The organism is Paracidovorax oryzae ATCC 19882 (assembly GCF_000687165.1).
Taxonomy (GTDB): domain Bacteria; phylum Pseudomonadota; class Gammaproteobacteria; order Burkholderiales; family Burkholderiaceae_C; genus Paracidovorax; species Paracidovorax oryzae.
The window spans coordinates 208802-231370 of sequence record NZ_JMKU01000007.1; the positions used below are offsets into that span (position 1 = coordinate 208802).

Genomic DNA, 22569 nt, shown 5'->3' on the forward strand with positions numbered 1-22569 from the left:
TGGACTCCGGTTGGGAAAGGAACATCAATACAGGTTGGCGATGGCGTGGCGCGCGACGAAATGGCCCGGCCCCACTTCCACCAGCGGCTGCACCGCGGGCTCGTCGCCGATGGCGCGGATGGGGCTGGGAATATCGCCGTCCAGCAGCGCCCGCTTGAGATGGCGGCGCGCAGGATCGGCGATGGGCACGGCAGCCATGAGCTTCTTCGTGTAGGCGTGCTGCGGGTTCTCGAAGATCGCCCGGCGCGGGCCGATCTCCACGATCTGGCCGAGGAACATCACCGCCACGCGGTGGCTGATGCGCTCCACCACCGCCATGTCGTGCGAGATGAAGAGGAAGGCCACGCCGAGCTCGCGCTGCAGGTCCAGCATCAGGTTGACGATCTGCGCCTGGATGGAGACGTCGAGCGCCGAGACGGATTCGTCGGCCACCACCACCTTGGGGTTGAGCGCCAGGGCGCGTGCGATGGCGATGCGCTGGCGCTGGCCACCGGAGAACTCGTGCGGGTAGCGCTGCGCATGCTCGCGCGGCAGTCCCACCTTCTCCATGAGCCAGTCCACGCGGGCCTGGGCCTCTTCGCGGGTGCCGATCTTGTGCACCAGCAGCGGCTCCATGATCGAGAAGCCCACCGTGAGGCGCGGATCGAGCGACGCGAACGGATCCTGGAAGATGAACTGGATGTCGCGGCGCAGGGCCTGCACCTCGGAAGTGGGCAGGTCGAGGATGTTGCGGCCGCCGAACTCGATGGCACCGCTCTGGCTCTCCACCAGGCGCAGCAGCGAGCGGCCGGTGGTGGACTTGCCGCAGCCGGACTCGCCCACCAGGGCCAGGGTCTCGCCGGGATAGAGGTCGAAGCTCACGCGCTCCACCGCGTGCACGCGGCGCTTCACGCGGTTGAGCAGGCCGGCGCGCAGGTCGAAGCGCGTCACCAGGTCCTTCACGCGCAGGATGGGCTGCACGCCTGCCGGGCGGGTGTCCGCGGGCGTGGATTCGAGCACCGGCTGCGCATGGACCGTGCCATCGGCGCCGAGCAGTTCGAAATGGCGCGGCAGGTCCGTGCCCTGCATGGCGCCGAGCTTGGGCACGGCCGACAGCAGCGCGCGGGTGTAGGCATGCTGCGGCGCGGCGAAGATGCGGTCCGACGCGCCCTCTTCCACCTTGTCGCCGCGGTACATCACCAGCACGCGGTCGGCCACCTCGGCCACCACCCCCATGTCGTGGGTGATGAAGATCACGCCCATGTGCATCTCGTCCTGCAGCTGCCGGATGAGCTGCAGGATCTGCGCCTGGATGGTCACGTCCAGCGCGGTGGTGGGCTCGTCGGCGATCAGCAGCTGCGGCTTGCACGACAGCGCCATGGCGATCATCACGCGCTGGCGCATGCCGCCCGAGAGCTGGTGCGGGAAGCGGTCCAGCACGTTGCGCGCCTCGGGGATGCGCACCAGCTCCAGCATGCGCAGCGCCTCGGCCCGCGCGGCGGCCCGGTCCTTGCCCTGGTGCACGCGGATGGATTCGGCGATCTGCTCGCCCGCGGTGAACACGGGGTTGAGCGAGGTCATCGGCTCCTGGAAGATCATGGCCACGTCGGCGCCGCGCACGTCGCGCATCACGGCGTTGCTGGCGCGTGCCACGTCCAGCACCTGGCCGTTGCGGCGGCGCAATGCCACCGAACCGCCGATGATCCTGCCGCCGCCGTGCTCCACGAGCCGCATCAGCGCCAGGGAGGTGACGGACTTGCCCGAGCCCGATTCGCCCACGATGGCCAGCGTCTCGCCGCGGTCCACGTGGAAGGACAGGTTCCGCACGGCATCCACCGTGCGCTCGGAATTCGCGAAGCGGATGGTCAGGTCATCGACGGCCAGCACGCGCTGCTCGGGCAGGACGAGGGTCGAGGGAGAGGTCGGGACGTTGGATTTCATGGGGCCGGGAAGAAATGCGGTCGTTGGCGGCGTACAGGCGGATGCCGGGCGCTCAGCGGTAGATGAAGGTTTCGGGCGATGCGCCCACGCGGGCCAGGCCGCGGTACATGCCTTCGGTGTTGAACGGCAGGCAGACGTTGCCCAGGCGGTCCACGGCGATCAGGCCGCCGGTGCCGCCGATGGCGGCCAGGGCGCCATGCACCACCGCATCGGCGGCCTGCGCGAGGCCGAGGCCGCCGTAGGCCATGCGCGCGCAGACGTCGTGCGCGGCCGCCACGCGGATGAAGCTCTCGCCGTGCCCGGTGCAGGAGACGGCCGCCGTCCGGTCGTCGGCATAGGTGCCCGCGCCGATCAGCGGGCTGTCGCCCACGCGGCCGGGGCGCTTGTTGGTCATGCCGCCCGTGGAGGTGGCAGCGGCGATGTGCCCGTGCGCGTCCAGCGCCACGGCGCCCACCGTGCCCATCTTGCGGTCTTCGTCGAGCGCACGGCCCGCCAGCGCCGCGGCGCCGTCGTGGTCCAGCACGGCGCCGCGCTGGCTGGCGCGCGCGGCCTCCAGTTGCGCGCGGCGCGCATCGGTCGAGAAATAGGGCGGATCCACCATCGCCAGGCCCGCGTCGCGCGCCATGCGCTCGGCACCGTCGCCCGCCATGAGCACATGCTGGCCGTGCTGCATCACCGCGCGGGCGGCCAGCACCGGGTTGCGCACATGCGCCACGCCCGCCACCGCGCCGGCAGCCAGGCTCACGCCATCCATCACCGCCGCGTCCAGTTCGTGCGTGGCGTCGGCCGTGAACACCGCGCCATGGCCGGCGTTGAACAGCGGGCATTCCTCGAGCAGGCGCACGGCTTCGCAGACGGCATCCACCGCGCTGCCGCCCTGCGCCAGCACGGCCTGGCCCGCGCGCAGCACGTCCTGCAGCGCGGCGTGGTAGGCCTGCTCCTGCACGGGGCTGATGTGCGCACGGCTCAGCGTGCCCGCACCGCCATGGATGGCGATCACGGGCACGGCGGGAGTCGAAGGGGATGCGAGAAAGACGTTCATGCGGGCAGGCGGCGGCAACGGAGCGGAAGGAAGAGCCAGGCAGCGGACAGGCAGCGAAAAGGCAGTGGTGCGGGCGGCCTCAGCGCCCCGGGCCCCGCGGGGCGGGCCGGAGCTCCGCCTTGCGGATTCCGGCCTCGGAAGACCGCGGCGAAAGCCGGCTGTGCGCGCTGTCGTGCAGCCACGGCAGCACCGCCTCGGTCATGCGCGCGGCGGTCTTGACGGACTCGCGGGATTGGTGCGCCACGGCGCTGGTGAGTGACTCGATCAGCGCCAGCGCCGAGGATTCGGAGTTCGCCGCGTACTGGTTCTCGGTCTGCGCGAACAGGCAGACGCGCGCGAACGGCACGAGCGGCGAGCGCGCGCCGTCGGTGAGCGCCAGCACGGGAACCCCGCGCTCGAAGGCGCCCTGCGCCAGCACGACGGTGTCGGTGAGATAGCGCGGGTAGCTGATCGCGACGAACAGGTCTTCGGCGCCCATGCGCGGCAGCAGGCGCGCGCCGTACGAGGCCCCGCCCACGCCCGAGAGCAGGTGCACGTTGTCGCAGTACGCATCCAGCCCGCGCTGCAGCAGGCCGGCCAGCCAGCCGCTCGCGCCGAAGCCCGCCAGGTAGATGCGCCGCGCACCCAGCAGCGCCTGTACCGCGGCCTCGCAGGCGGCAGGGTCCAGCGCCTCGCGCGTGGCGGCGATGTTGCGCTGGCTCTCCTCCAGCGCGGCCGCGAACACGTCGTGGACGGACGTGGGCTTTTCCAGCTTGATGCGCATCTTCTCGATGGGCGCCAGCATGGCCTCGAAACCCTTGACCAGCTCGGCACGCAGCATCGGGTAGCCATCCAGGCCCACGGCCCGCGCGAAGCGGTTGGCCGTGGCAATGGACACCCCCACCGCCGACGCCAGTTCGTCGATCGGCATCGTCGCCGCCTGCAACGGATGCGCGAGCACGTAGTCCGCCATCTGCTGGTGCGAACGCGTCAGCGTAGGGCGCGCGCGGCCGATGCGGATCGCGATCGACACGGCTTCGCTGGCGGTTTCGGGGAGGTCGGACATGGCGGCGGAGCGCTGAGAAAAAATTTACAACAACGTCATATTAAAGAAAAAAATCAATCATTCAAAGCGATTTCGCCACCGCACCCGCATGGTGCGGCGCAGCAAGAAAAAAGCCCCCATGCGGTGCATGGAGGCCCTGAAATGCAGCACGCCGCCGCAATGGGGAAAACCCTTAAAAACCAGGCGCGCAGGTTTTTATTCCGCCTGGATATTCGCGGCCTTCACCACCTGCGCCCAGTTGGCGAGGTCGGCCTTCACGCGCGCACCCAGTTGCTGCGGCCCCTGGTAATCCGCCGTGGCGCCCTGCTCCTGCGCCTTCTGCTGGAACGCGGGGTTCTGCACCACGGTGCGCACGTCGGCCACCAGCTTGTCCACCACCGCGCGGGGCGTGGCCGCTGGCGCGAACAGGGCGAACCACGAAGTGGCATCCACCTTCGGATAGCCGGCCTCCGCCGTGGTGGGCACGTTGGGCAGGCTGGGCAGCCGCTCCCTGCCCGTGACGGCCAGCACGCGCAGCTTGCCCGACTGGATATGCGGCATGAAGGGCGGGGCCGTGCCGAAGGTCAGGTCCACCTGCCCGCCCAGCAGGTCCTGCAGCGCGGGGCCGGTGCCCTTGTAGGGCACGTGCACCATCTTCACGCCGCCCTGCTGTTCCAGCATGGCGCCCGTCACGTGCTGCAGCGAGCCGTTGCCCGACGAGGCGTAGTTGAGCTTGCCGGGATTCGCCTTCGCATAGGCGATCAACTCGCCCAGCGTCTTCACGGACAGGCCATCGCGCACCACGATGATCTGCGGCGCGGAGAGCACGTTCGCCACGGGCTGGAAGTCGCCCATGTCCCAGGTCTTCTGCGCCGTGAGCAGCGGCGAGATGACGTGGTAGCCCGAATACTGCATGAGCAGCGTGTAGCCGTCCGGCTCGGCACGCTTCACGGCCCCGGCCGCGATGTTGCCGTTGCCGCCGCCCTTGTTGTCCACCACCACCGACTGCCCCAGCACGGGGCCCAGCGCCTGTGCGAGCATGCGTGCCGACAGGTCGGTGGTGCCCCCGGCCGCGGTGGGCACGACGAGGGTGACCGGCTTGGAAGGGTAGTTGCCCTGCGCCGCCGCGGCCAGCGGCAGGGCCCCGCAGGCGGCCAGGGCGGCCAGCGCAAGCCGGCGTGGGAGGGAATGTCGCATGTCGATGTCTCCTGGGTTGTTATCTGTTGCGTTGCGTGGCACCGGGCCCCGTCAATCCACGGTGGCGCCGGTTTCCTTCACCACGCGCGCCCATTGCGGCAGTTCCGCCTGCACCAGCGCGCCGAGCTGCGCGGACGTGCCCTTGAACGGCTCGCAGCCCACGCCGGCCAGCTTGTCCACCACGTCCTTCTGCTCCAGCGCGCGGGCCACCTCGGCCTGCAGGCGCGCGACGATGGGGGCAGGCGTGCCGGCCGGCGCGAACAGCGCATACCAGGGCGACTGGCCGAAACCCGGCAGCGTCTGGCCGATCGTCGGCACGCCGGGCAGCGCGGCCACGGGGCGGCTGTTGACCACGCCCAGCACCTTGAGCTTGCCGGCCTTGATGAACGCGATGCAGGAAGGCAGGCTCTGCACCGACAGCGGCACCTGCCCGCCCGCCACGTCCGTCGCGGCGGCGGCTGATCCCTTGTAGGGCACGTGCTGCAGCCGGATGCCCGCGGCCTTCTGCAGCATCTCGCCGATCAGGTGGTTGAGCGTGCCGTTGCCCGCCGAGGCGATCGCGTATTCCCCGGGCTTCGCCTTGGCGAGCGCGATCAGGCCCGCGATGTCGTTCGCGGGGAACGACGGGTGCGCGACCAGCACGTAGCCCGCCGTGGCGACGGGCGCGACTGGCTCGAAATCCTTCACCGGATCGAAGCCGGGGTTGCGGTAGAGCGCCGGACCGATCACATGCGCGCTGTCGGCCGTGAGCAGCAGGGTGTAGCCGTCGTGCTTCGCGCGCGCCGTGGCCGCGGTGGCGAGCGTGCCGCCCGCGCCGGGGCGGTTGTCCACCACCACGCTCTGGCCCATCTGCTCGGACAGGCGCTGCGCCACCACCCGCGCGATCGCGTCGTTGGCACCGCCGGCGGCCTGCGGCACGACCAGCGTGATGGGCTTGGAGGGGTAGCCGTCCTGCGCCCGGGCGAATGGGGCGGGAGCGCAGAGGGTGGCGGCAAGGGCCTGCAGCGCGCGACGGCGCGGCACGTGGCCGGAGAGGAAAGGAAGCGTGGGCATGGGTTGTGTCTCCTGTCGTCGTTGTGTTTTCTGGTCTGCCCGGCACGGCGTTTGCGCCGCCGCCGTGGCTGCCTTGGCCGGGGTGCTATCGCGCCATCGCCCGCGCCCGGATGGCCTCGAAATCCGCCGGCACGGGGTGCAGGTCCAGGCGCCTGCCGGCCTTGGCGAGCTGGCCGGGAATGTCGTGGCCGATGAGCGCAGGCAGGCGCCGCGCGGCCGCGAGCAGGGCGGGCAGGTCCACGCCCGTGTCGTAGCCCATCAGTTCCAGCGCATGCACGACCTCCTCGCTGCAGACATTGCCCGAGGCCCCCGGCGCATAGGGGCAGCCGCCCAGCCCGCCCAGCGAGGCGTCGAACCGGTCCGCGCCTGCGTCGATGGCCGCCAGCACGTTGGCCAGCCCCATGCCGCGCGTATTGTGGAAGTGCAGCGTGAAGACCATGGCAGGCCAGCGCGCGCGCGCCGCGGCCACCAGCGCCGCCACCTGCGCCGGATACGCCATGCCGGTCGTGTCGCACAGCGTGATGCCGCCCACGCCCAGGTCGGCGAAGCGCTGCACCCAACCGAACACTTCCGATTCGGCCACATCGCCCTCCATCGGGCAGCCGAACACGCACGAGAGGGACACGTTCACCGCCACGCCCGCGCCCTGCGCCGTGGCCACCACCTGCGCGAGCGATGCGAAGGACTGCGCACGGGTCATGCGCAGGTTCGCCAGGTTGTGCGTCTCGCTGGCGGACATCACCAGGTTCAGCTCGTCGGTGCGCGCCTCGATCGCGCGCTCCGCGCCGCGCACGTTGGGCACCAGCGCGGCATAGACCACGCCGGGGCGGCGCGCGATCTCGCGCATCACGATCTCGGCGTCGCGCAGCGCCGGGATCGCCTTCGGCGAGACGAAGGCCGTCACCTCGATCTTCGCCAGGCCCGCATCCGACAGGGCGTCCACCAGCGAGATCTTGTCCTCGGTGGGCACAAAGGCCTGCTCCATCTGCAGGCCGTCGCGCGTACCCACCTCCTGCATGTGGATGCGGCGCCCCGCGCCGTGCCACACTGTGCCGCCGGCGCTCATTGCACCACCCCCTTCTCGCGCAGCAGCGCGATCTGGGCGTCGCTCAGGCCGGCCTCGCGCAGTACCGCGTCGGTGTCGTCGCCCAGGCGCGGGGCGCTGGAGCGGATGGTGCCCGGCGTGGCCGAGAGCTTGGGCACGATGCCCGGCACCTCCACCGTGTAGCCGTCGCGCGTGGCCTGCGGCAGCAGCATCTCGCGGGCGCGGTAGTGCGGGTCTTGCGCGATGTCCTGCGCCGTGTAGACCTTGCCGGCGGGCACGCGAGCGGCGGCGAGCGTCTCCATCACCTCGGCCACGGTGCGCTGCGCCGTCCAGGCACCGATCGCGGCGTCGATTTCCTGCACGCGCGCCACGCGGCCGGCATTGCTCGCGAGATCGGGCGCCGCGGCCAGGTCCGGCCGGCCGATGGCCTCCATGAGCCGCCGGAAGATGCTGTCGCCGTTGCCCGCCACCAGCACCCAGCCGTCCGTGCAGGGGTAGGCGTTGGAAGGAGCGATGCCCGGCAGCGCGCTGCCCGCGGCGTCGCGCACGGCGCCGAACGCGCTGTATTCCGGGATCAGGCTTTCCATCACGTTGAACACCGCCTCGTGCAGCGCCACGTCGATCACCTGCCCCTGCCCGCCGTTCACCTTGCGGTGGTAGAGCGCCGTGAGCACGCCGATGGCGCCGTGCAGCGCCGCCAGCGTGTCGCCGATCGACACACCCACGCGCACCGGCACGCGGCCGGGCTCGCCCGTGAGGTGGCGCAGCCCGCCCATGGCCTCGCCGATCACGCCGAAGCCCGGCAGGTCGCGGTAGGGGCCCGTCTGGCCGTAGCCCGAGATGCGCAGGATCACCAGGCCCGGGTTGAGCGCGTGCAGCGCCTCGGGCGACATGCCCCAGTCCTCCAGCGTACCGGGGCGGAAGTTCTCGATGAGCACGTCGGCCTCGGCGATCAGCCGGCGCGCGATGTCCTGCCCCTCGGGCTGGCGCAGGTCCAGCGCCACCGAGCGCTTGTTGCGCGACTGCACCTGCCACCACACCGACGTGCCCTCCTTGAGCATGCGCCAGTTGCGCAGCGGATCGCCCGTGCCGGTGGCCTCGATCTTCACCACCTCGGCACCGAATTCGCCCAGGGTCTTGCCGCAGAACGGCCCGGCGATGAGCTGGCCCATCTCGATCACCCGTACACCGGCCAGGGCCGCGGGGGTCGTCGGGGTGGCGGACGGGGCGGGTGCCTGCGTGGCCCTGGTTTCCATGGATGTCGTCTCCTGCATGGCGCGCATCATGCCCAGCACCGGCGCGGCCGCAAAACGCCCAATCGAGAAGGTGCCATCGCAAAACGGCATGGCAGACTAGCGCCCATGAAACTCGATCCCGTGTCCCTGCGCCTGTTCGTGGCGGTGATGGAAGAGAACGCCATCGCCCGCGCCGCCGCGCGCGAGCACATCGCCGCCTCGGCCGCCAGCCGCCGGCTCGCGGAACTGGAAGATGCCCTCGGCGTGGACCTGTTCGCCCGCAGCAACCGCGGCAGCGAGCCCACGGCTGCCGCCTACGCGCTGCTGCACCTGGCGCGCGGCGTGCTCAACGACCTGGACGGCATCGCCGCGCAGATGGGCGACTTCCGCGCCGGGGTGCGGGGCCAGGTGCGCGTGGTGGCCAACATCTCGGCCATCACCCAGTTCCTGCCCGGAGACCTGCAGCGCTTCATGGCGGCCCACCCCCAGGTGCAGGTGCGGCTGGAGGAGCAGATCAGCAGCGCCATCGCCCGCTCCGTGGCGGAAAACGCGGCCGACATCGGCATCCTCAACCACGGCAACTACGGCGACCGCGTCGCGCTGCTGCCCTACCGGGAGGACGAGCTGGTGCTGGTGGCGCCGCGGGGCCATGCCCTGGCGCGCCGCCGCAGCGTGCGCCTGGCCGAGGCGCTCCATTGCGACTTCGTCGGCGTGCATCCCGGCAGCGCCATCAACAACCTGCTCACGCGAGCCGCCGCGGAAGCCGGCCAGCCCCTGCGGCTGCGCATCCAGGTGACCAGCTACGACGCCCTCTGCCTGATGGTGTCCGCCGGGCTCGGCGTCGGCGTGCTGCCGCGCGGCAGTGCGCGGCTCTACCTGGGCACCCTGCCGCTGCGCACCGTCGCGCTCGCCGAGCCCTGGGCACGGCGCCAGCTGGCTCTGTGCGTGCGGGCGGACGATGCGCTCTCCAGCGCGGCGCGCCTGCTCGTGGACCACCTGCGCGCGGCGCCGCCCGCGGAGGCCGCGCCATGACCGCCACCCCGCCCCTTTCCTGGGACCTCTTCTGCCGCGTCATCGACAACTTCGGCGACATCGGCGTCTGCTGGCGCCTCGCGGCCCAGCTCGGCGCGCTGGGCCACCGCGTGCGGCTGTGGACCGACGACGCCACCGCCCTCGACTGGATGGCGCCGGACGGCGCACCGGGCGTGCAGGTGCTGCCCTGGCCCACCGCCGGTGCAATATCCGCCGGGCCGGGCGAGGTGCTCGTCGAAGCCTTCGGCTGCGACATCCCCGAGGCCTTCCTCGCCCGCCTGCCCGCCGCCGACGGGCCGCGGGCCGCACGGCGCCCCGTGTGGATCAACCTGGAATACCTTTCGGCCGAGGCCTATGTCGAGCGCAGCCATCGCCTGCCTTCGCCGCTTTTCTCCGGCCCCGCCGCCGGACGCACCCGCTGGTTCTTCTACCCAGGCTTCACGCCCCGCACGGGCGGCCTGCTGCGCGAACCGGACCTGGTCGCGCGCCAGGCAGCCTTCGACCGCGACACCTGGCGCGCCCGCCACGGCGTGGCCGCGGACGCGCTGGCCGTATCGCTGTTCTGCTACGAGCCCGCCGGGCTGCCCGCCCTGCTGCGCCGCCTCTCCGAAGAGCCGCGCACCCACCTGCTGGCCACCCCGGGGCGCGCCACGGCCGCCGTGCGCGCCGCGCTGGCGGGCAGCCCCGCGGCGGACGCCCCGCCGATGGTCACCTACCTGCCGCACTGCCCCCAGCCTGGATTCGACGAGATGCTCTGGGCCTGCGACCTGAACGCCGTGCGCGGCGAAGACTCGCTGGTGCGCGCGCTCTGGGCCGGGCAGCCCTTCGTCTGGCACATCTATCCGCAGGACGACGGCGCGCACCATGCCAAGCTCGACGCCTTCCTCGACTGGCTGCAGGCACCGGCCGCGCTGCGGCATTTCCACCACGCCTGGAACGGCATCGCGGACCCGGCCGCCCTGCCCGCCCTGACGGCCTCCCACCTCGCCGAGTGGCGCGACTGCGTGCAGGCGGCGCGCGGCCGCCTGTTCGCGCAGGACGACCTCGTGACGCAGTTGCTCGGGTTCGTCCGGGAAAAAAGCTAAAATCCGGGGTTTTGCGCCCAAAAGGGGCGGCACGCGTAGTTCCGCATGCCGGCCGGCGCATCCCCCCGCCGCGGAACCTGCCCGGCGCCCTGTCGCACCGCCGCGCTCGCCGCCGGCCTTCGGCGGGCGCTCCGGTGCGTTGAGCGGCCCCAACCCAGGCAGACCTGCTATGAAAATCGCTCAAGAAATCCGCGCCGGCAACGTGATCATGCACGGCAAGGACCCGATGATCGTCCTCAAGACCGAATACGCACGCGGCGGCCGCGGCGCCGCCACCGTGCGCATGAAGCTCAAGGCACTGCTCAACAACATGGGCACCGAAGTGGTGTTCAAGGCCGACGACAAGATCGACAACGTGATCCTGGACAAGAAGGAGTGCACCTACTCCTATTTCGCCGACCCGATGTACGTGTGCATGGACTCCGAGTACAACCAGTACGAAGTCGAAGCCGAGAACATGGGTGACGCGCTGAACTACCTGGAAGACGGCATGTCCGTCGAAGTGGTGTTCTACGACGGCAAGGCCATCTCGGTCGAACTGCCCACCAGCGTCGAGCGCGAAATCACCTGGACCGAGCCCGCCGTCAAGGGCGACACGTCCGGCAAGGTGCTCAAGCCCGCCAAGATCGCCACCGGCTTCGAAGTGCCGGTGCCCCTGTTCGTGAACCAGGGCGACAAGATCGAAATCGACACCCGCACGGGCGAGTACCGCAAGCGCGTCTGAGCGCCGCTCCGCCTTCCGGCGGAAAGCGAACCGTCATCCGCGACGAATTCGCTGCGACAAGGGCACGGGCCATCAGGCCGGTGCCCTTTTTTCATGGGTGCCGGCACCCGAGTTGGCCGGACTGCACGGAGGCCGTCAGGAAGAAGGCCGCGACGCCTGCAGCGCCGCGTCATGCGCGCGCTGGAGCAGGCGCCGGCGGATCAGGCCGCTCGCCGGCCTGATCAGCAGCCAGTACAGGCGAAAGCGCCGCACTGCCGCGCCGTCGCCGCACCAGACGCGGGTGCGCGTCGTCAGCCGCGTCCCCGCGCCTTCCGGAACTACCGTGAAGTTCATCACCAGCTTGGCGATGCCCGCCGGATCCAGGGCCTCGAAGGCCGCGGCGTCGCGCATCTCGATCAGTCCATAGTCCGATTGCCAGAAGCGGCCTGCCAGGCCGAACGCGAGTTCACGGTCGCCGTCCCGCCCCAGGGGCGTGAAGTTGGCGACGCTGAACGAGGGACGGTGTTTCAGGCGGGAGGCGAATCCCAGCCAGCCGGCGAGGCGTTCGGGTGCCTCGCGCAGCGCGATCAATCCGCGGGCGATCGGATCGTCCAGCACCTCGGGGCGACCGAGCACATCGAGCACGCAGGCCGGCGAAGCCGGGATGTGCCGGCTGTGCTCCTCGGCGAACTGGTGGCGTGGCAGGTAGCGGTCGATCAGGCTCATGGGGCCATTATTGGCACGGAAAGCTCCCTGGCGAAGCCGCGCCAGCCGTTCAGCGCTTTTCAGAACGATTCAGGCGCCCTTCAGCGCACGGCGCCGAGCAACGCCAAGAATGGCCATGGAGCTTTTCTCCAGGGAGAACACACCATGACCATGACAGCCGACCGGGCCCCGTCCATGCGCCCCGCCGCCACGCCCCTCCTCGCCGTGCTGCTTCTCGCAGCAGGCCTGCACACGGAAGGCGCGCATGCCGAGCAGTGCCGCGCGATCGCCTCCGTGCAGCAAAGCGGGGTCTCCGCCAACAACAATGCCGCGGGCGGCCACCTCAACCAGCACATCTTCGGCGCCACGCCGCCGCAAGGCAGCAGCCAGGCCACCAAGACCCTGTTCTCCAGCGTTGACGAATACAAGGGCTTCTGGAACAACTACCTCGATCCGAAGAAATACACCGGCAATGCGGTCAATTGCTCCGGAAACAGCGCGCGGCAGAAGGTGACCGTCTACAGCGTGCTCAAGAAGGACCGGATCGGAGGCTTCAACTGCACGGCCGCGGATGCCCAGGGTCGATGCACCACCAAGACGGCCTCGCAGTACTCGAACATCCAACTCGATTTCGAGGTGGTCGGCGGCCAGTGGATCCTCCTCACGGCCTATCCGACCAACTGAGGCCGGGCTATCGGCCGGCCGCCCGGCGGTACAGCCGCAGCGTGGCCAGCAGGCCGCAGACCGCGGCGGCCGTCATCCACCAGCCCGGCGCGGCCTTGTCACCCGACCATTCGATCAGGCCCGTGGCGACGGCCGGCGTGAAGCCGCCGAACACCGCGGTCGCCAGGCTGTAGGCCAGCGAGAAGCCCACCGTGCGCACGTCCACCGGCATCACCTCGGTGAGCGCTACGACCATCGCGCCGTTGTAGCTCGCGTAGAGGAAGGACAGCCACAGCTCCACCTCCAGCATGCGCGCGAAATCCGGGGCGGCCACCAGCCACTTCAGGGCCGGATAGGCGGTGAAGATGGTCAGCACGGTGAAGGCCACCAGCAGCGGCTTGCGGCCCACGCGGTCGGACAGCGCGCCCATCACCGGCAGCCAGAAGAAGTTGGACAGCGCCACGCACAGCGTCACGACCAGTGCGTCCGTGGTGCTCAGGTGCAGCACGCTCTTGCCGAAGGTGGGCGTGTACACGGTGATGAGGTAGAACGACACCGTCGTCATCGACACCATCATCATCCCCGCGATCACCAGGCCCCAGTTGGACATGATCGAGCGGAAGATCTCGCGCGTGGAGGGACGGTGCTTGCGCGCCTTGAACTCCTCGGTCTCCTGCAGCGAGCGGCGGATGATGAACAGCACCGGCACGATCAGGCAACCCACGAAAAACGGCACGCGCCAGTAGAAGTCGGCGATCTCCTGCGGCACGAAGGTCACGTTGAGCCAGTAGCCCAGCGCCGCCGCGACGATGATCGCCACCTGCTGGCTGGCCGACTGCCAGCTCACGTAGAAGCCCTTGCGGCCCGGCGTCGCCATCTCGGACAGGTACACGGACACGCCGCCCAGTTCCACGCCGGCCGAGAAGCCCTGCAGCAGGCGCCCGATCAGCACCAGCAGCGGCGCCGCCAGCCCGATGGTGGCGTACCCCGGAACGCAGGCGATCAGCAGCGTGCCCAGCGCCATCAGCGCCAGCGTCACGATGAGACCCTGCCGGCGGCCCACGCGGTCCACGTAGGCACCCAGGAAGACCGCGCCCAGCGGACGCATCAGGAAGCCCGCGCCGAAGGTCATGAACGTCAGCATCAGCGACGCGAACTCATTGCCGGCCGGGAAGAAGGCCTTGGAAATCTGCGTGGCGTAGAAGCCGAACAGGAAGAAATCGAACATCTCCATGAAATTGCCGCCCGTCACCCGCAGGACGGTGGCCAGCTTCGACGAAGCGGGCGCGGAAAGAGCGGCTTCGCTGCCGGAAGCCATGGAGGAATGGGGAGTGGGAGTCATGGGAGGCAGGAGGCACCGCCATCGACGACGGCGGCGCGACCGGAAGTGGACACCCTGAAATTAGAGCCCAACCGTACGCGAAAGCATTACGTGGAAATGCGTACGCCGCTCACCCCGCCAGCACGGAACCCACCAGCCACACATTGGCCACCGAGATCACGCCGAACAGGCCCCAGGCCAGCACGCGCACCGTTCGGCCGCTGGCGAACGCCCCCATCACCGTGCGGTCCCCCGTGAACCGGATCAGCGGCCACATCGCGAACGGCAGCTGGAAGCTCAGCACCACCTGGCTCAGCACCAGCATCTTCCCCACGCCCTCGTCGCCCAGCCACCACACGCCCACCAGGGCCGGCACCAGCGCCAGCACGCGCGTGATGAGGCGCCGCTGCCAGCAGGGAATCTTGAGCTGGAGGAAGCCTTCCATCACGATCTGCCCGGCGATCGTGCCGGTGAAGGTCGAACTCTGGCCCGATGCGAGCAGTGCGATACCGAACAGCGTGGCGGCGAGCGCGCTGCCCACCAGTGGCTCGATCAGGCGGTAGGCGTCCGCGATGTCGGCCACGTCCCGGTGGCCGTTGCCATGGAAGGCGCTCGCGGCCAGCACCATGATGGCCGCGTTCACCAGCAGCGCCAGCGACAGGGAAATTACCGCGTCCAGCGTGCAGAAGCGGATCGCCTCGCGCCGGCCGGCGTCGCTGTCTTCCACCAGCCGGGTCTGCACCACCGAGGAATGCAGGTACAGGTTGTGCGGCATCACCGTGGCGCCCACGATGCCGATGGCCAGGTACAGCGCGCCCGGCTGCTGCAGCCGCTCCAGGCTGGGCGCGAAACCGATGGCCATCTCGGACCAGAGCGGCTGCGCGAATGCCAGCTCCACCGCGAAGCAGGCGGCAATGGTGCCCACCAGCCCCAGGACGATCGCCTCCACCCGCCGGAAACCCGCGCCCTGCAGGCCCAGCACCAGCACCGTATCGAACGCGGTGATGCCGATGCCCACGGGAATCGACACCCCGAAGAGCAGGTGCAGGGCCAGCGCCCCGCCCAGCACCTCGGCCAGGTCGCAGGCGATGATGGCCAGTTCGGCCCCCGCCCACAGGAAACGGTTGGCCGCGGGCCCGTAGCGCTCCCGGCACAGCTGCGCCAGGTCCTTCTGCGCCACCAGCCCCAGCCGCACGCAGAGGGCCTGCAGCAGCATCGCCGCCAGGCTGGCCAGCAGCACGATGAACAGCAGCCCGTAGCCGAACCGCGACCCCGCCTCGATGTCCGTCGCCCAGTTGCCCGGGTCCATATAGCCCACGGACACCAGCAGCCCCGGGCCGGCATAGCGCAGCAGCTTCCGGTGGAACGGCAGCCCCGGATCGATGCGGACGGAACCCTTCACCTCCGAAGGGCAGAACGGTGCGGTGGCGGTGCGCGGCAGCGGGAAGAACATTCCGCGATCTTATGCAGGCCACGGGCGCGCAGGGAGCCGGGTGCGGCTATCGTGCGGATAGGCGCAGCACCCTTGCCGCCGCTTCTTACTGGAGATTTTCTTTCCCATGGGCAGCCCTTTCACCCTGCCGGGGGTCGATGACCGGGGTTTCATCCTCGCGGTGGCGGACGCGCGCCTGCAGCCCTCGTTCATGCCTCTGCTCAACGATGTCTGCGGCACGCTCGCGGCGCAGGCATCGAACCTGGACGGCATCTACGCCTATGGCAGTGTCGCCCGGGGCGAAGCACGTGCCGGGGTTTCCGACCTCGATCTCACGGTACTGCTGCGGGAGCCGCCCACCCCGGCGGCGCGGGAACGGCTGGAGGGCCTCCGCCGCGCGCTGGAAGCGCGGCACCCTGATGTGGTGAAGATAGACCTCGACATCGGCAGCTGCGCTGAAGCGCTCGACCCAGGCCAGACGTACCGCTGGGGCTTCTGGCTGCGGCACCACTGCCGCTGCCTCTGGGGCGAAGACCGGTCGCGCAGCTTTGGGCCCTTCCGCCCTTCCCGAGATATCGCCCTGGCAATGAATGGCGATTTCGAAACCGTGCTGGGCGGCTACCTGGCGCGCCTCGGCCAAGCCGGCAGCTTGCAGGACAGGCGGGTGCTGCAGCGTGCCGCATCGCGCAAGCTGCTGCGCGCCACCCAGATCCTTCAAGACGTGTACCTTGGGGAATGGCCCTGGTCGCTGAACGACCATGCGCAGCTTTTCCGAAGGCGGCATCCCGGTATGGCCGCAAAAACCGCCTTCTTCCTGGCCGAAGCCAGCCAGCCCGCGGCCGGGTGTGAAGAATTCACTGCGCGGCTGCAGGCCTTCGCGGCGTGGATGGCCGACCAGCACAGGGCCATTTTGCAGAAGACGTCCCCATCCAGCGAAGCGGCCGGGTGAGGCCCTGCCTTCCGGGTGCGCCCGTCAGATCGGCCGGGCCACCAGATCGTGCCCCTGCACGCCCACGATCTGCGCACGCGTGAACTCGCCCACCTTCAGCTGCTTGCTGATCTTCTCGGGCGGCAGCAGGTGCACCACGCCGTCGATCTCGGGCGCATCGGCATAGCTGCGGCCCCGGCCGCCCTTGCGGCCCAGCGCCGGGGCGTGGTCCACCAGCACCTGCATGGTCGCGCCCACGCGGCGGCGCAGGCGTTCGATGGAAACCTCTTCGGCCACGGCCATGAAGCGCGCGCGGCGCTCCTCGCGCACTTCCATCGGCAGCATGCCGGGCAGCTCGTTGGCGACGGCGCCGTCCACGTCGCTGTAGGCAAAGCACCCGGCCCGGTCGATCTGCGCCTCGCGCAGGAAATCCAGCAGGTGCTGGAATTCCTCTTCCGTCTCGCCGGGGAAGCCCGCGATGAAGGTGCTGCGGATCACCAGCTCCGGGCAGGCCTCGCGCCAGCGCTGGATGCGCTCCAGGTTGCGCTCGCCGCTGGCCGGCCGCTTCATGCGCTTGAGCACGTCGGGGTGGCTGTGCTGGAACGGCACGTCCAGGTAAGGCAGGATCCTGCCCGTGGCCATGAACGGGATCACCTCGTCCACGCTGGGGTACGGGTACACGTAGTGCAGGCGCACCCAGGCGCCGTAGGGCTCGGCGATCTCACCCAGCGCCTGCACCAGCTCCAGCATGCGCGTCTTGACCGGCTTGCCGTCCCAGAAGCCGGTGCGGTATTTCACGTCCACGCCGTAGGCGGAGGTGTCCTGGCTGATCACCAGCAGTTCCTTCACGCCGCCTTCGAAGAGCGCCTTCGCCTCGCTCAGCACGTCGCCCACGGGGCGCGAAACCAGGTCGCCGCGCATCGAGGGGATGATGCAGAAGGTGCAGCGGTGGTTGCATCCCTCGCTGATCTTCAGGTACGCATAGTGCCGGGGCGTGAGCTTCACGCCCGCCACGCCGAAACCGCCGGGAACGAGGTCGATGAACGGGTCGTGCGGCTTGGGCAGGTTCAGGTGGACGGCGTCCATCACCTCCTGCGTGGCATGCGGGCCGGTGACGGCCAGCACGCTCGGGTGCATCTCCCGCACCAGGTTGCCACCGCCCTCGCCCGCGCGCGCGCCCAGGCAACCGGTGACGATCACCTTGCCGTTCTCGGCCAGGGCCTCGCCGATGGTGTCGAGGCTTTCCTTCACCGCATCGTCGATGAAGCCGCAGGTGTTGACGATGACGAGGTCGGCGCCCTCGAAGGTCTTGGAAGTCTGGTAACCCTCGGCGCTCAACTGCGTGAGGATGAGTTCGGAATCCGTGAGGGCCTTCGGGCAGCCGAGGCTCACGAACCCGACCTTGGGGGTTTTCGTGGGGGAGAGAACGTCGCTCATCCCCGTATTGTCCCAGTTTCGGCCTGGGCAGGACTGGGAACGCATCGGGCCGCACGCCCCAGGCCATGAATGTCCATCCGCAACCTCGCTGGGGGGCGGGTGGGAACGCATCCGGGCGAGTAGAGTTTCAGGGCGCCGTGAGTTGCTGAAACCGAGAACAGTCCGTGCGATGACTCACGGGCGCAAACTTACCAGCGCAACAGCTTTCCGCGCTCGTACCGGGAGTGAGCACGCAGATCTTCGCGGAATGCTCGGTATCTGCCATGGCCCAAGCGAAACGACATGCGAGCGAATGCTCAGAATTTCCTGAAAACAGGCTCGGAGCACTCGGAAACCTTCACCGCGCACTCCCCCTTCCCCAGTGCTGCACATTTGGCCTTCCCCAGGCGCACAGCCTCGTCGATCGTCGCGGCCGACGTGAACACGCCTCCATTGCCCTGCGGAGCAGACACAACTGAAACACACTGGTTCTGGTAGACGAACTCCACGATGCACTCCCGGGTGCCCGTGCTTTTGCAGTTCTCCAACGCTTTCTTGCGTGCAGCGTCTTCGGACAACTGCCGAGAGCTCACCCCGCCGTTGCCACTGGGAGAGGTGGCGATTGCACCCCACGTCTTGATCCACTCGCCCGTCGGCCGAGGAGCCGGCTCTGCCCCACCATCCCCGCTGGGGCCGCAGCGCGCGCTGCCGGGGGCAACGCCTACCGGACAGGCCGTCTGGGCAGCGGCGCTGCAGCAGATCGTCATCGAAGCGGCTAAAGAGCCGAGCAGTTTCATGTAGGTCATGGCAGGAAACGTTGAGGTGTGGAGATGCCGGCTCGTGCAGCAATCGGACGCGCCGCCTCGGCGCTGCATTGTCTCTCCAGAGGAAATCAGGCCGCGATGTAGCTACCTGCGGTCTTGTGCCCAGGAAGCCAGGAGGCTCCCACCCAATCCCCGGTGCGCACCAGACTCATGGTCTTGAGCGTCTTGTCCGGGCCGCCGAACGTGCAGTTCACGGCCCAGGCCTGGCCGTCAAAACCTGGCACCACGAAGCAGGCCATCTCGGGCAGGGCCAGAACGGCCTCATCGTCCTTTTGCGCCAGCAGAGCAACGACGTCACTCGACGTGGCGGTAGCGACGTTCAATCCACGGGGCCACTCCCCACTCCAGGCCTTCGCTGGCCGGGACAAGGAAGTATGGAAAGTCAGGGCGTGCAGGCCCCACAACTGCTCATGGTCGGGCAGGGTGGGGTCCATGCACTGCAGCATGAGATCCAACCCCAGGCACTCCACGCTGACGTGATACGGATCGGTATCACGGCTACGGCGGAGGTCCCTGACCGGCGGCTTGAGCGACATCAACGCCTTCTGCAGCGGCTCCTGGCGGCTATAGCGGCCCAAGTTGCGCAGCAGCATGTCGGGCAGAGGATCGAATCGCGAAGGCATGGATTCACTTTCTTCCGTTTGACCTGCCCCCAGAACCCGTACCAATCGATTTGAGGAATCCGCTGGGTTGAAGGAGATTACTCCTGGGTTTGCTGCGGCGCCGGCACGGCGGCGCCGGCTGTTTTGCGATGCTGGGCCGCGAACTTCGCAGGCGGCATCCGCCTGCAACTGCTGTGCGGGCGCCGTACGGCCCCAGGGCCATTTCATCCTGCTTCCTCCAGATTCCCCTTCCGACCGAGACCAACTGGAGGGCGCCCTCGCTGCCGCCGCCACGACGCAGGCGTCATAGAGCGAGAACCGATTCACTGTTGCGGAGGCCTCGTCCCCGTCAGTGCCTCTGCCACCTGCCACAGGCGAATTGAATCCGCGCTCTTTGCCGATGCTGGCTGCCGCGCAACATGCGGGTTCCCGATGAGCAGAAATCGCGGTCCATAAAAGGCGCCCTGGTGCACCGTGGGGTCGACTGCCGCCTGCAGAAGCGAATCCGTGGCCCACTTCACATCCATGGAGGGAACAAGCCGGAACGACAGCCTCTTCCGGGTCGAGTCCGTGCCCATGTTGGGACCACTCGTCTGCAGATTGGTGGGTGTATGGCCCGGGTGGGCACTCGTGCTGAGCAGCGGCCAGCTGCGCTCGCGCGCAATTTCTGCCAATCGGTTTGCCAATAACAGGCATGCGAGCTTGGACTGGCCGTAAGCCGCCATGGGCTTGTACGACCTTTCACCCTGGAGGTCGTCGAAGTTGATCCTGGCACCAATGACAGCGCTGCTCGTCATCGTCGTGACGCGAGGAGATTTCGCTTCGAGCAGGAGGGGGAGCAGGAGATTGGTGAGTGCGAAATGACCAAGGAAATTCGTCGCCAGCTGCAGTTCGAACCCATCGGCGCTCAGTACGCGCTCCGGCGGCATCATGACACCCGCGTTGTTCACGAGCACATCGAGAGGACGCCCTTCCTTGAGCAACCGGCCTGCAAAGGACCGCACGCTTGCGAGGCTGGAGAGATCCATCGCGCGGACCTCAATCGACGCCCCAGGGAACTCCTTGCGTATGTCCCGGCACGCGGCGTCGCCCTTCGACTCGCTGCGCACAGCCATGACAACGTCGGCACCGGCCGCCGCCAAACGCCTGGCGGCCTCCTTGCCAGTGCCGCTATTGGCTCCGGTGATGACGATCCGCCGTCCCCGCTGGTCAAGGACCTTGTACATCTGAGTTTCTCCTGCAAAAATTACACTACACCGTGCAGTGTAGATTTTTCATGCAAAAAGTAAACCCATCAGTGCATTTTCAATGTATGTGCACGGCCGTCCTTGCCGTCCGGCGCCAGGTTGGCATGAATCCATGATGCGACATCGGTCACCGGAATGGCACGACGTTGATTGAACGTACTGCTCTTGTCCCAGGCGACGCCGCGCCCTTGGGCAAAAGCCGCACGATATTTCCGCATCATGTTGTGCGGGTCGCGCGCCAGCTCATCCAGCAGATACTGCTCGGTCCATTCCGAGCGGCTGAAGGGGCGACCAAGGGCCGCCTGCAGCTTGTCGGCAACCTCACCGTATGTCACGGTGTCACCGGCCAGGTACACGATCTCGTTCCGGATGCGGGGAGTGGCGAACACGATCTCGGCCGTCAGCGCCCCGATGTCGCCGGGAGTCGTCACCGTCACGGCGGTTTGCAGGCTGCCCAGGGCATGGACCGCATCGTTGTGCAGGTCAACGACACCGAACTCCGGCTCGAACAGGTAGCTCATGAACATGCCTGTCGAGATGATGACCCATTCCGTCTGATGCTGGCTGCGCAGCAATTCGCGCACGTCCAGCTGCGCATCGAAGATATCCTGCGGACTGCCACGGCCGATCACGTCGAAATCGACCCCGAACTGCCATGGGAAATACCTCGGTATGCGGGCCAGCAGCGCGGCTTTCGCCAGCTTCATCGGCGTGTCGATGCCTGCCGCGTAGCCTGCGCAACCGATGACCGTGTCATACCGCGAGAACACCGCGGCGAGTTCATCGATGGAGCTCTTCACAAGATCGCCCACGACGATCTCGATCCCAAGGTTCCGGATCTCCGCGACGTCCCGTTGCTTGGCCGGCTCCGAGGATTCGACGGCACCGGCGCGCAGCAGCACGCTGATCCTGGCGCCATCCACGCTATGGGCCTGCCGTGCCAGATTGCGCAGCACCGGAAGGCCAAGTTCGCCGGCACCGAGGACGAGAATTTTTCGGGAGGTAGCGTTAGGATCTGACAGGTTCATCGTGTAGCCCACTGAAGAGAAAGCGGGGGCCAGTCTAGCCAGCCATCGCTCGCGCCGTAAGAAGGTACACACGTGATACCGGGAACAAAACCACAGTGAACAACGAAGAAATTCTCAAGTATGCACAGACCGTCTGCGACGGCTTGCGGGACGATGATGACGGAGTGCGACGCGAGGTGCTTGCCCATGCCGGAAGCCGTTGGTCGCTCGGTATCGTCCATACGCTCGGCGTGTATGGCAGGCTCCGCCACGCCGAGATCGGCAGGCGGATGCACGGCGTGACGCAACGCATGTTGACGCTGACCTTGCGACAGCTGGAGCGGGATGGCCTGGTGCTGCGCCATGACTTCGAAGAGGTGCCGCCACGGGTCGAATACGAACTGTCGGACACGGGCATGGAATTGCTCGTGCGCATGGTGCCGCTATGGACCTGGATTGTCGAGAATGCAGACATCTTCCGGGAAGCCCGGCAAAGTTTTGACAGCCAACACCGCAGTGCGAACCCAGGTTCACGCCCATGACAACCACTCCACGCGCAGGGCAGCAATTCTCGTTCGACGCGGTCCTGGAGAACTGGGCCGAGGGGATGGACTACTGCGCCATTCCCGTGCCGGCCGAGATCACCGAGGAGCTCGGAACCAAGGGCCCCGTCCCTGTTCTGGCGCGAGTCAATGGTTCAGAACCGTTCCAGATCAGCCTGTTTCCCGTCGGCGGGGGTCGGCATTACATCCGGATCAAGGCCAAGGTGCGCAAGGAAGCGTCCATCCGGACTGGCGACCGCATCAAAGTGCAGGTCACCGTCCTGGAACGCGGCAATGTGGAGGTTCCGGATGACCTGCTGGCTGCATTGCGGGCCGAAGGTGTGCTGCAGGCTTTCGAGGCCCTGCCCCCTGGCAAGCGAAGCTTTCTGGTCCGTCGCATCGACGAAGCCGCCAGGGCGGAGACGCGCTCCCGGAGGGTTCAGGAGGGCGTGGAGGCCGCGCACGAGCGGCAAGAAAAGCTGAAGACCATGCGGTAAAGACGCAGTTCAGCTTCTCCCGACTAACCAGTGCTACGTCCTGCACGCG

General features: G+C 68.4%; 22 protein-coding genes. 7 read left to right on the plus strand and 15 right to left on the minus strand.

What is annotated here, in order from left to right; translation table 11 throughout:
- Positions 1 to 24 precede the first annotated feature (24 nt).
- The 7 genes from T336_RS0107185 to T336_RS0107215 form a co-directional block, all read right to left on the minus strand.
- Positions 25 to 1920 carry a dipeptide ABC transporter ATP-binding protein gene (locus T336_RS0107185; RefSeq protein WP_019700628.1) on the minus strand — a complete coding sequence of 632 codons (1896 nt, stop codon included), beginning with the start codon at positions 1918 to 1920 and terminating at the stop codon, positions 25 to 27.
- 52 nt (positions 1921 to 1972) lie between these two features.
- Positions 1973 to 2962, minus strand: a complete 990-nt coding sequence (locus T336_RS0107190; protein WP_019700629.1) for an isoaspartyl peptidase/L-asparaginase family protein — start codon at positions 2960 to 2962, stop codon at positions 1973 to 1975.
- 79 nt (positions 2963 to 3041) lie between these two features.
- Positions 3042 to 4007, minus strand: coding sequence for a MurR/RpiR family transcriptional regulator (locus T336_RS0107195; RefSeq protein ID WP_026432021.1), 966 nt, complete (start codon positions 4005 to 4007; stop codon positions 3042 to 3044).
- A gap of 195 nt (positions 4008 to 4202) precedes the next feature.
- Entirely contained in the window at positions 4203 to 5183 is a 981-nt protein-coding gene (locus tag T336_RS0107200; protein ID WP_026432022.1) for a Bug family tripartite tricarboxylate transporter substrate binding protein, read from the minus strand.
- Between the two features lie 51 nt (positions 5184 to 5234).
- Positions 5235 to 6236, minus strand: a complete 1002-nt coding sequence (locus T336_RS0107205) for a Bug family tripartite tricarboxylate transporter substrate binding protein (RefSeq protein ID WP_035225405.1) — start codon at positions 6234 to 6236, stop codon at positions 5235 to 5237.
- An 85-nt stretch (positions 6237 to 6321) separates the two neighbouring features.
- Complete coding sequence (locus T336_RS0107210) at positions 6322 to 7302, minus strand: hydroxymethylglutaryl-CoA lyase (protein ID WP_026432024.1); 981 nt, start codon at positions 7300 to 7302, stop codon at positions 6322 to 6324.
- Positions 7299 to 8537, minus strand: a complete 1239-nt coding sequence (locus tag T336_RS0107215) for a CaiB/BaiF CoA transferase family protein (protein ID WP_051647080.1) — start codon at positions 8535 to 8537, stop codon at positions 7299 to 7301. Before T336_RS0107215 ends, T336_RS0107210 begins: the two co-directional genes overlap by 4 nt.
- A 105-nt stretch (positions 8538 to 8642) precedes the next feature.
- Here T336_RS0107215 and T336_RS0107220 point away from each other — a divergent pair, with 105 nt between their 5' ends.
- The 3 genes from T336_RS0107220 to efp all read left to right on the plus strand — a co-directional run bounded on the left by T336_RS0107220 (position 8643) and on the right by efp (position 11357).
- Positions 8643 to 9548 (plus strand): LysR family transcriptional regulator, encoded by a 906-nt coding sequence (locus tag T336_RS0107220; protein WP_026432026.1) that lies wholly within the window; start codon positions 8643 to 8645, stop codon positions 9546 to 9548.
- A complete protein-coding gene (gene earP / locus T336_RS0107225) occupies positions 9545 to 10633 on the plus strand; it encodes an elongation factor P maturation arginine rhamnosyltransferase EarP (protein ID WP_026432027.1) in 1089 nt (362 codons plus the stop codon). The genes T336_RS0107220 and earP overlap by 4 nt, the downstream gene beginning before the upstream one ends.
- Before the next feature lie 169 nt (positions 10634 to 10802).
- The gene (gene efp, locus T336_RS0107230) at positions 10803 to 11357 is read left to right on the plus strand and encodes an elongation factor P (RefSeq protein WP_013594116.1); all 555 of its coding nucleotides are present in this window, start codon (positions 10803 to 10805) and stop codon (positions 11355 to 11357) included.
- 135 nt (positions 11358 to 11492) lie between these two features.
- Here efp and T336_RS0107235 read toward each other — a convergent pair whose 3' ends face one another.
- Positions 11493 to 12062, minus strand: a complete 570-nt coding sequence (locus tag T336_RS0107235) for a hypothetical protein (RefSeq protein ID WP_026432028.1) — start codon at positions 12060 to 12062, stop codon at positions 11493 to 11495.
- 144 nt (positions 12063 to 12206) lie between these two features.
- On the opposite strand from T336_RS0107235, the gene T336_RS0107240 reads away from it, so the two are divergent.
- Positions 12207 to 12725 (plus strand): hypothetical protein, encoded by a 519-nt coding sequence (locus T336_RS0107240; RefSeq protein ID WP_026432029.1) that lies wholly within the window; start codon positions 12207 to 12209, stop codon positions 12723 to 12725.
- A gap of 7 nt (positions 12726 to 12732) precedes the next feature.
- On the opposite strand, the gene T336_RS0107245 is transcribed toward T336_RS0107240, so the two are convergent.
- Both T336_RS0107245 and T336_RS0107250 read right to left on the minus strand, forming a co-directional pair.
- Positions 12733 to 14022, minus strand: coding sequence for an MFS transporter (locus T336_RS0107245; RefSeq protein WP_209435948.1), 1290 nt, complete (start codon positions 14020 to 14022; stop codon positions 12733 to 12735).
- A 133-nt stretch (positions 14023 to 14155) separates the two neighbouring features.
- Positions 14156 to 15478: an Nramp family divalent metal transporter gene (locus T336_RS0107250; protein ID WP_026432031.1), complete on the minus strand. Its 1323-nt coding sequence runs from the start codon at positions 15476 to 15478 to the stop codon at positions 14156 to 14158.
- A gap of 106 nt (positions 15479 to 15584) precedes the next feature.
- On the opposite strand from T336_RS0107250, the gene T336_RS0107255 reads away from it, so the two are divergent.
- Entirely contained in the window at positions 15585 to 16406 is an 822-nt protein-coding gene (locus T336_RS0107255; RefSeq protein WP_026432032.1) for a nucleotidyltransferase domain-containing protein, read from the plus strand.
- Positions 16407 to 16430: 24 nt separating this feature from the next.
- Here the strand turns inward: T336_RS0107255 and rimO are convergent, their stop codons facing one another.
- The 5 genes from rimO to T336_RS0107275 all read right to left on the minus strand — a co-directional run bounded on the left by rimO (position 16431) and on the right by T336_RS0107275 (position 21502).
- Positions 16431 to 17822, minus strand: a complete 1392-nt coding sequence (rimO, locus tag T336_RS0107260; protein ID WP_026432033.1) for a 30S ribosomal protein S12 methylthiotransferase RimO — start codon at positions 17820 to 17822, stop codon at positions 16431 to 16433.
- 296 nt (positions 17823 to 18118) lie between these two features.
- Positions 18119 to 18607 carry a DUF4189 domain-containing protein gene (locus T336_RS25980; RefSeq protein ID WP_081483722.1) on the minus strand — a complete coding sequence of 163 codons (489 nt, stop codon included), beginning with the start codon at positions 18605 to 18607 and terminating at the stop codon, positions 18119 to 18121.
- A gap of 86 nt (positions 18608 to 18693) precedes the next feature.
- Positions 18694 to 19248 (minus strand): hypothetical protein, encoded by a 555-nt coding sequence (locus T336_RS0107265; protein ID WP_026432034.1) that lies wholly within the window; start codon positions 19246 to 19248, stop codon positions 18694 to 18696.
- Between the two features lie 302 nt (positions 19249 to 19550).
- Positions 19551 to 20453, minus strand: coding sequence for an SDR family oxidoreductase (locus tag T336_RS0107270; protein WP_026432035.1), 903 nt, complete (start codon positions 20451 to 20453; stop codon positions 19551 to 19553).
- Positions 20454 to 20521: 68 nt separating this feature from the next.
- Positions 20522 to 21502 carry an aromatic alcohol reductase gene (locus T336_RS0107275; RefSeq protein ID WP_026432036.1) on the minus strand — a complete coding sequence of 327 codons (981 nt, stop codon included), beginning with the start codon at positions 21500 to 21502 and terminating at the stop codon, positions 20522 to 20524.
- 95 nt (positions 21503 to 21597) lie between these two features.
- Here T336_RS0107275 and T336_RS0107280 point away from each other — a divergent pair, with 95 nt between their 5' ends.
- Together T336_RS0107280 and T336_RS0107285 are read left to right on the plus strand one after the other, a co-directional pair.
- Positions 21598 to 22023, plus strand: a complete 426-nt coding sequence (locus tag T336_RS0107280) for a winged helix-turn-helix transcriptional regulator (RefSeq protein WP_026432037.1) — start codon at positions 21598 to 21600, stop codon at positions 22021 to 22023.
- Positions 22020 to 22520 (plus strand): YdeI/OmpD-associated family protein, encoded by a 501-nt coding sequence (locus T336_RS0107285; protein ID WP_026432038.1) that lies wholly within the window; start codon positions 22020 to 22022, stop codon positions 22518 to 22520. Before T336_RS0107280 ends, T336_RS0107285 begins: the two co-directional genes overlap by 4 nt.
- Positions 22521 to 22569: the final 49 nt, after the last annotated feature.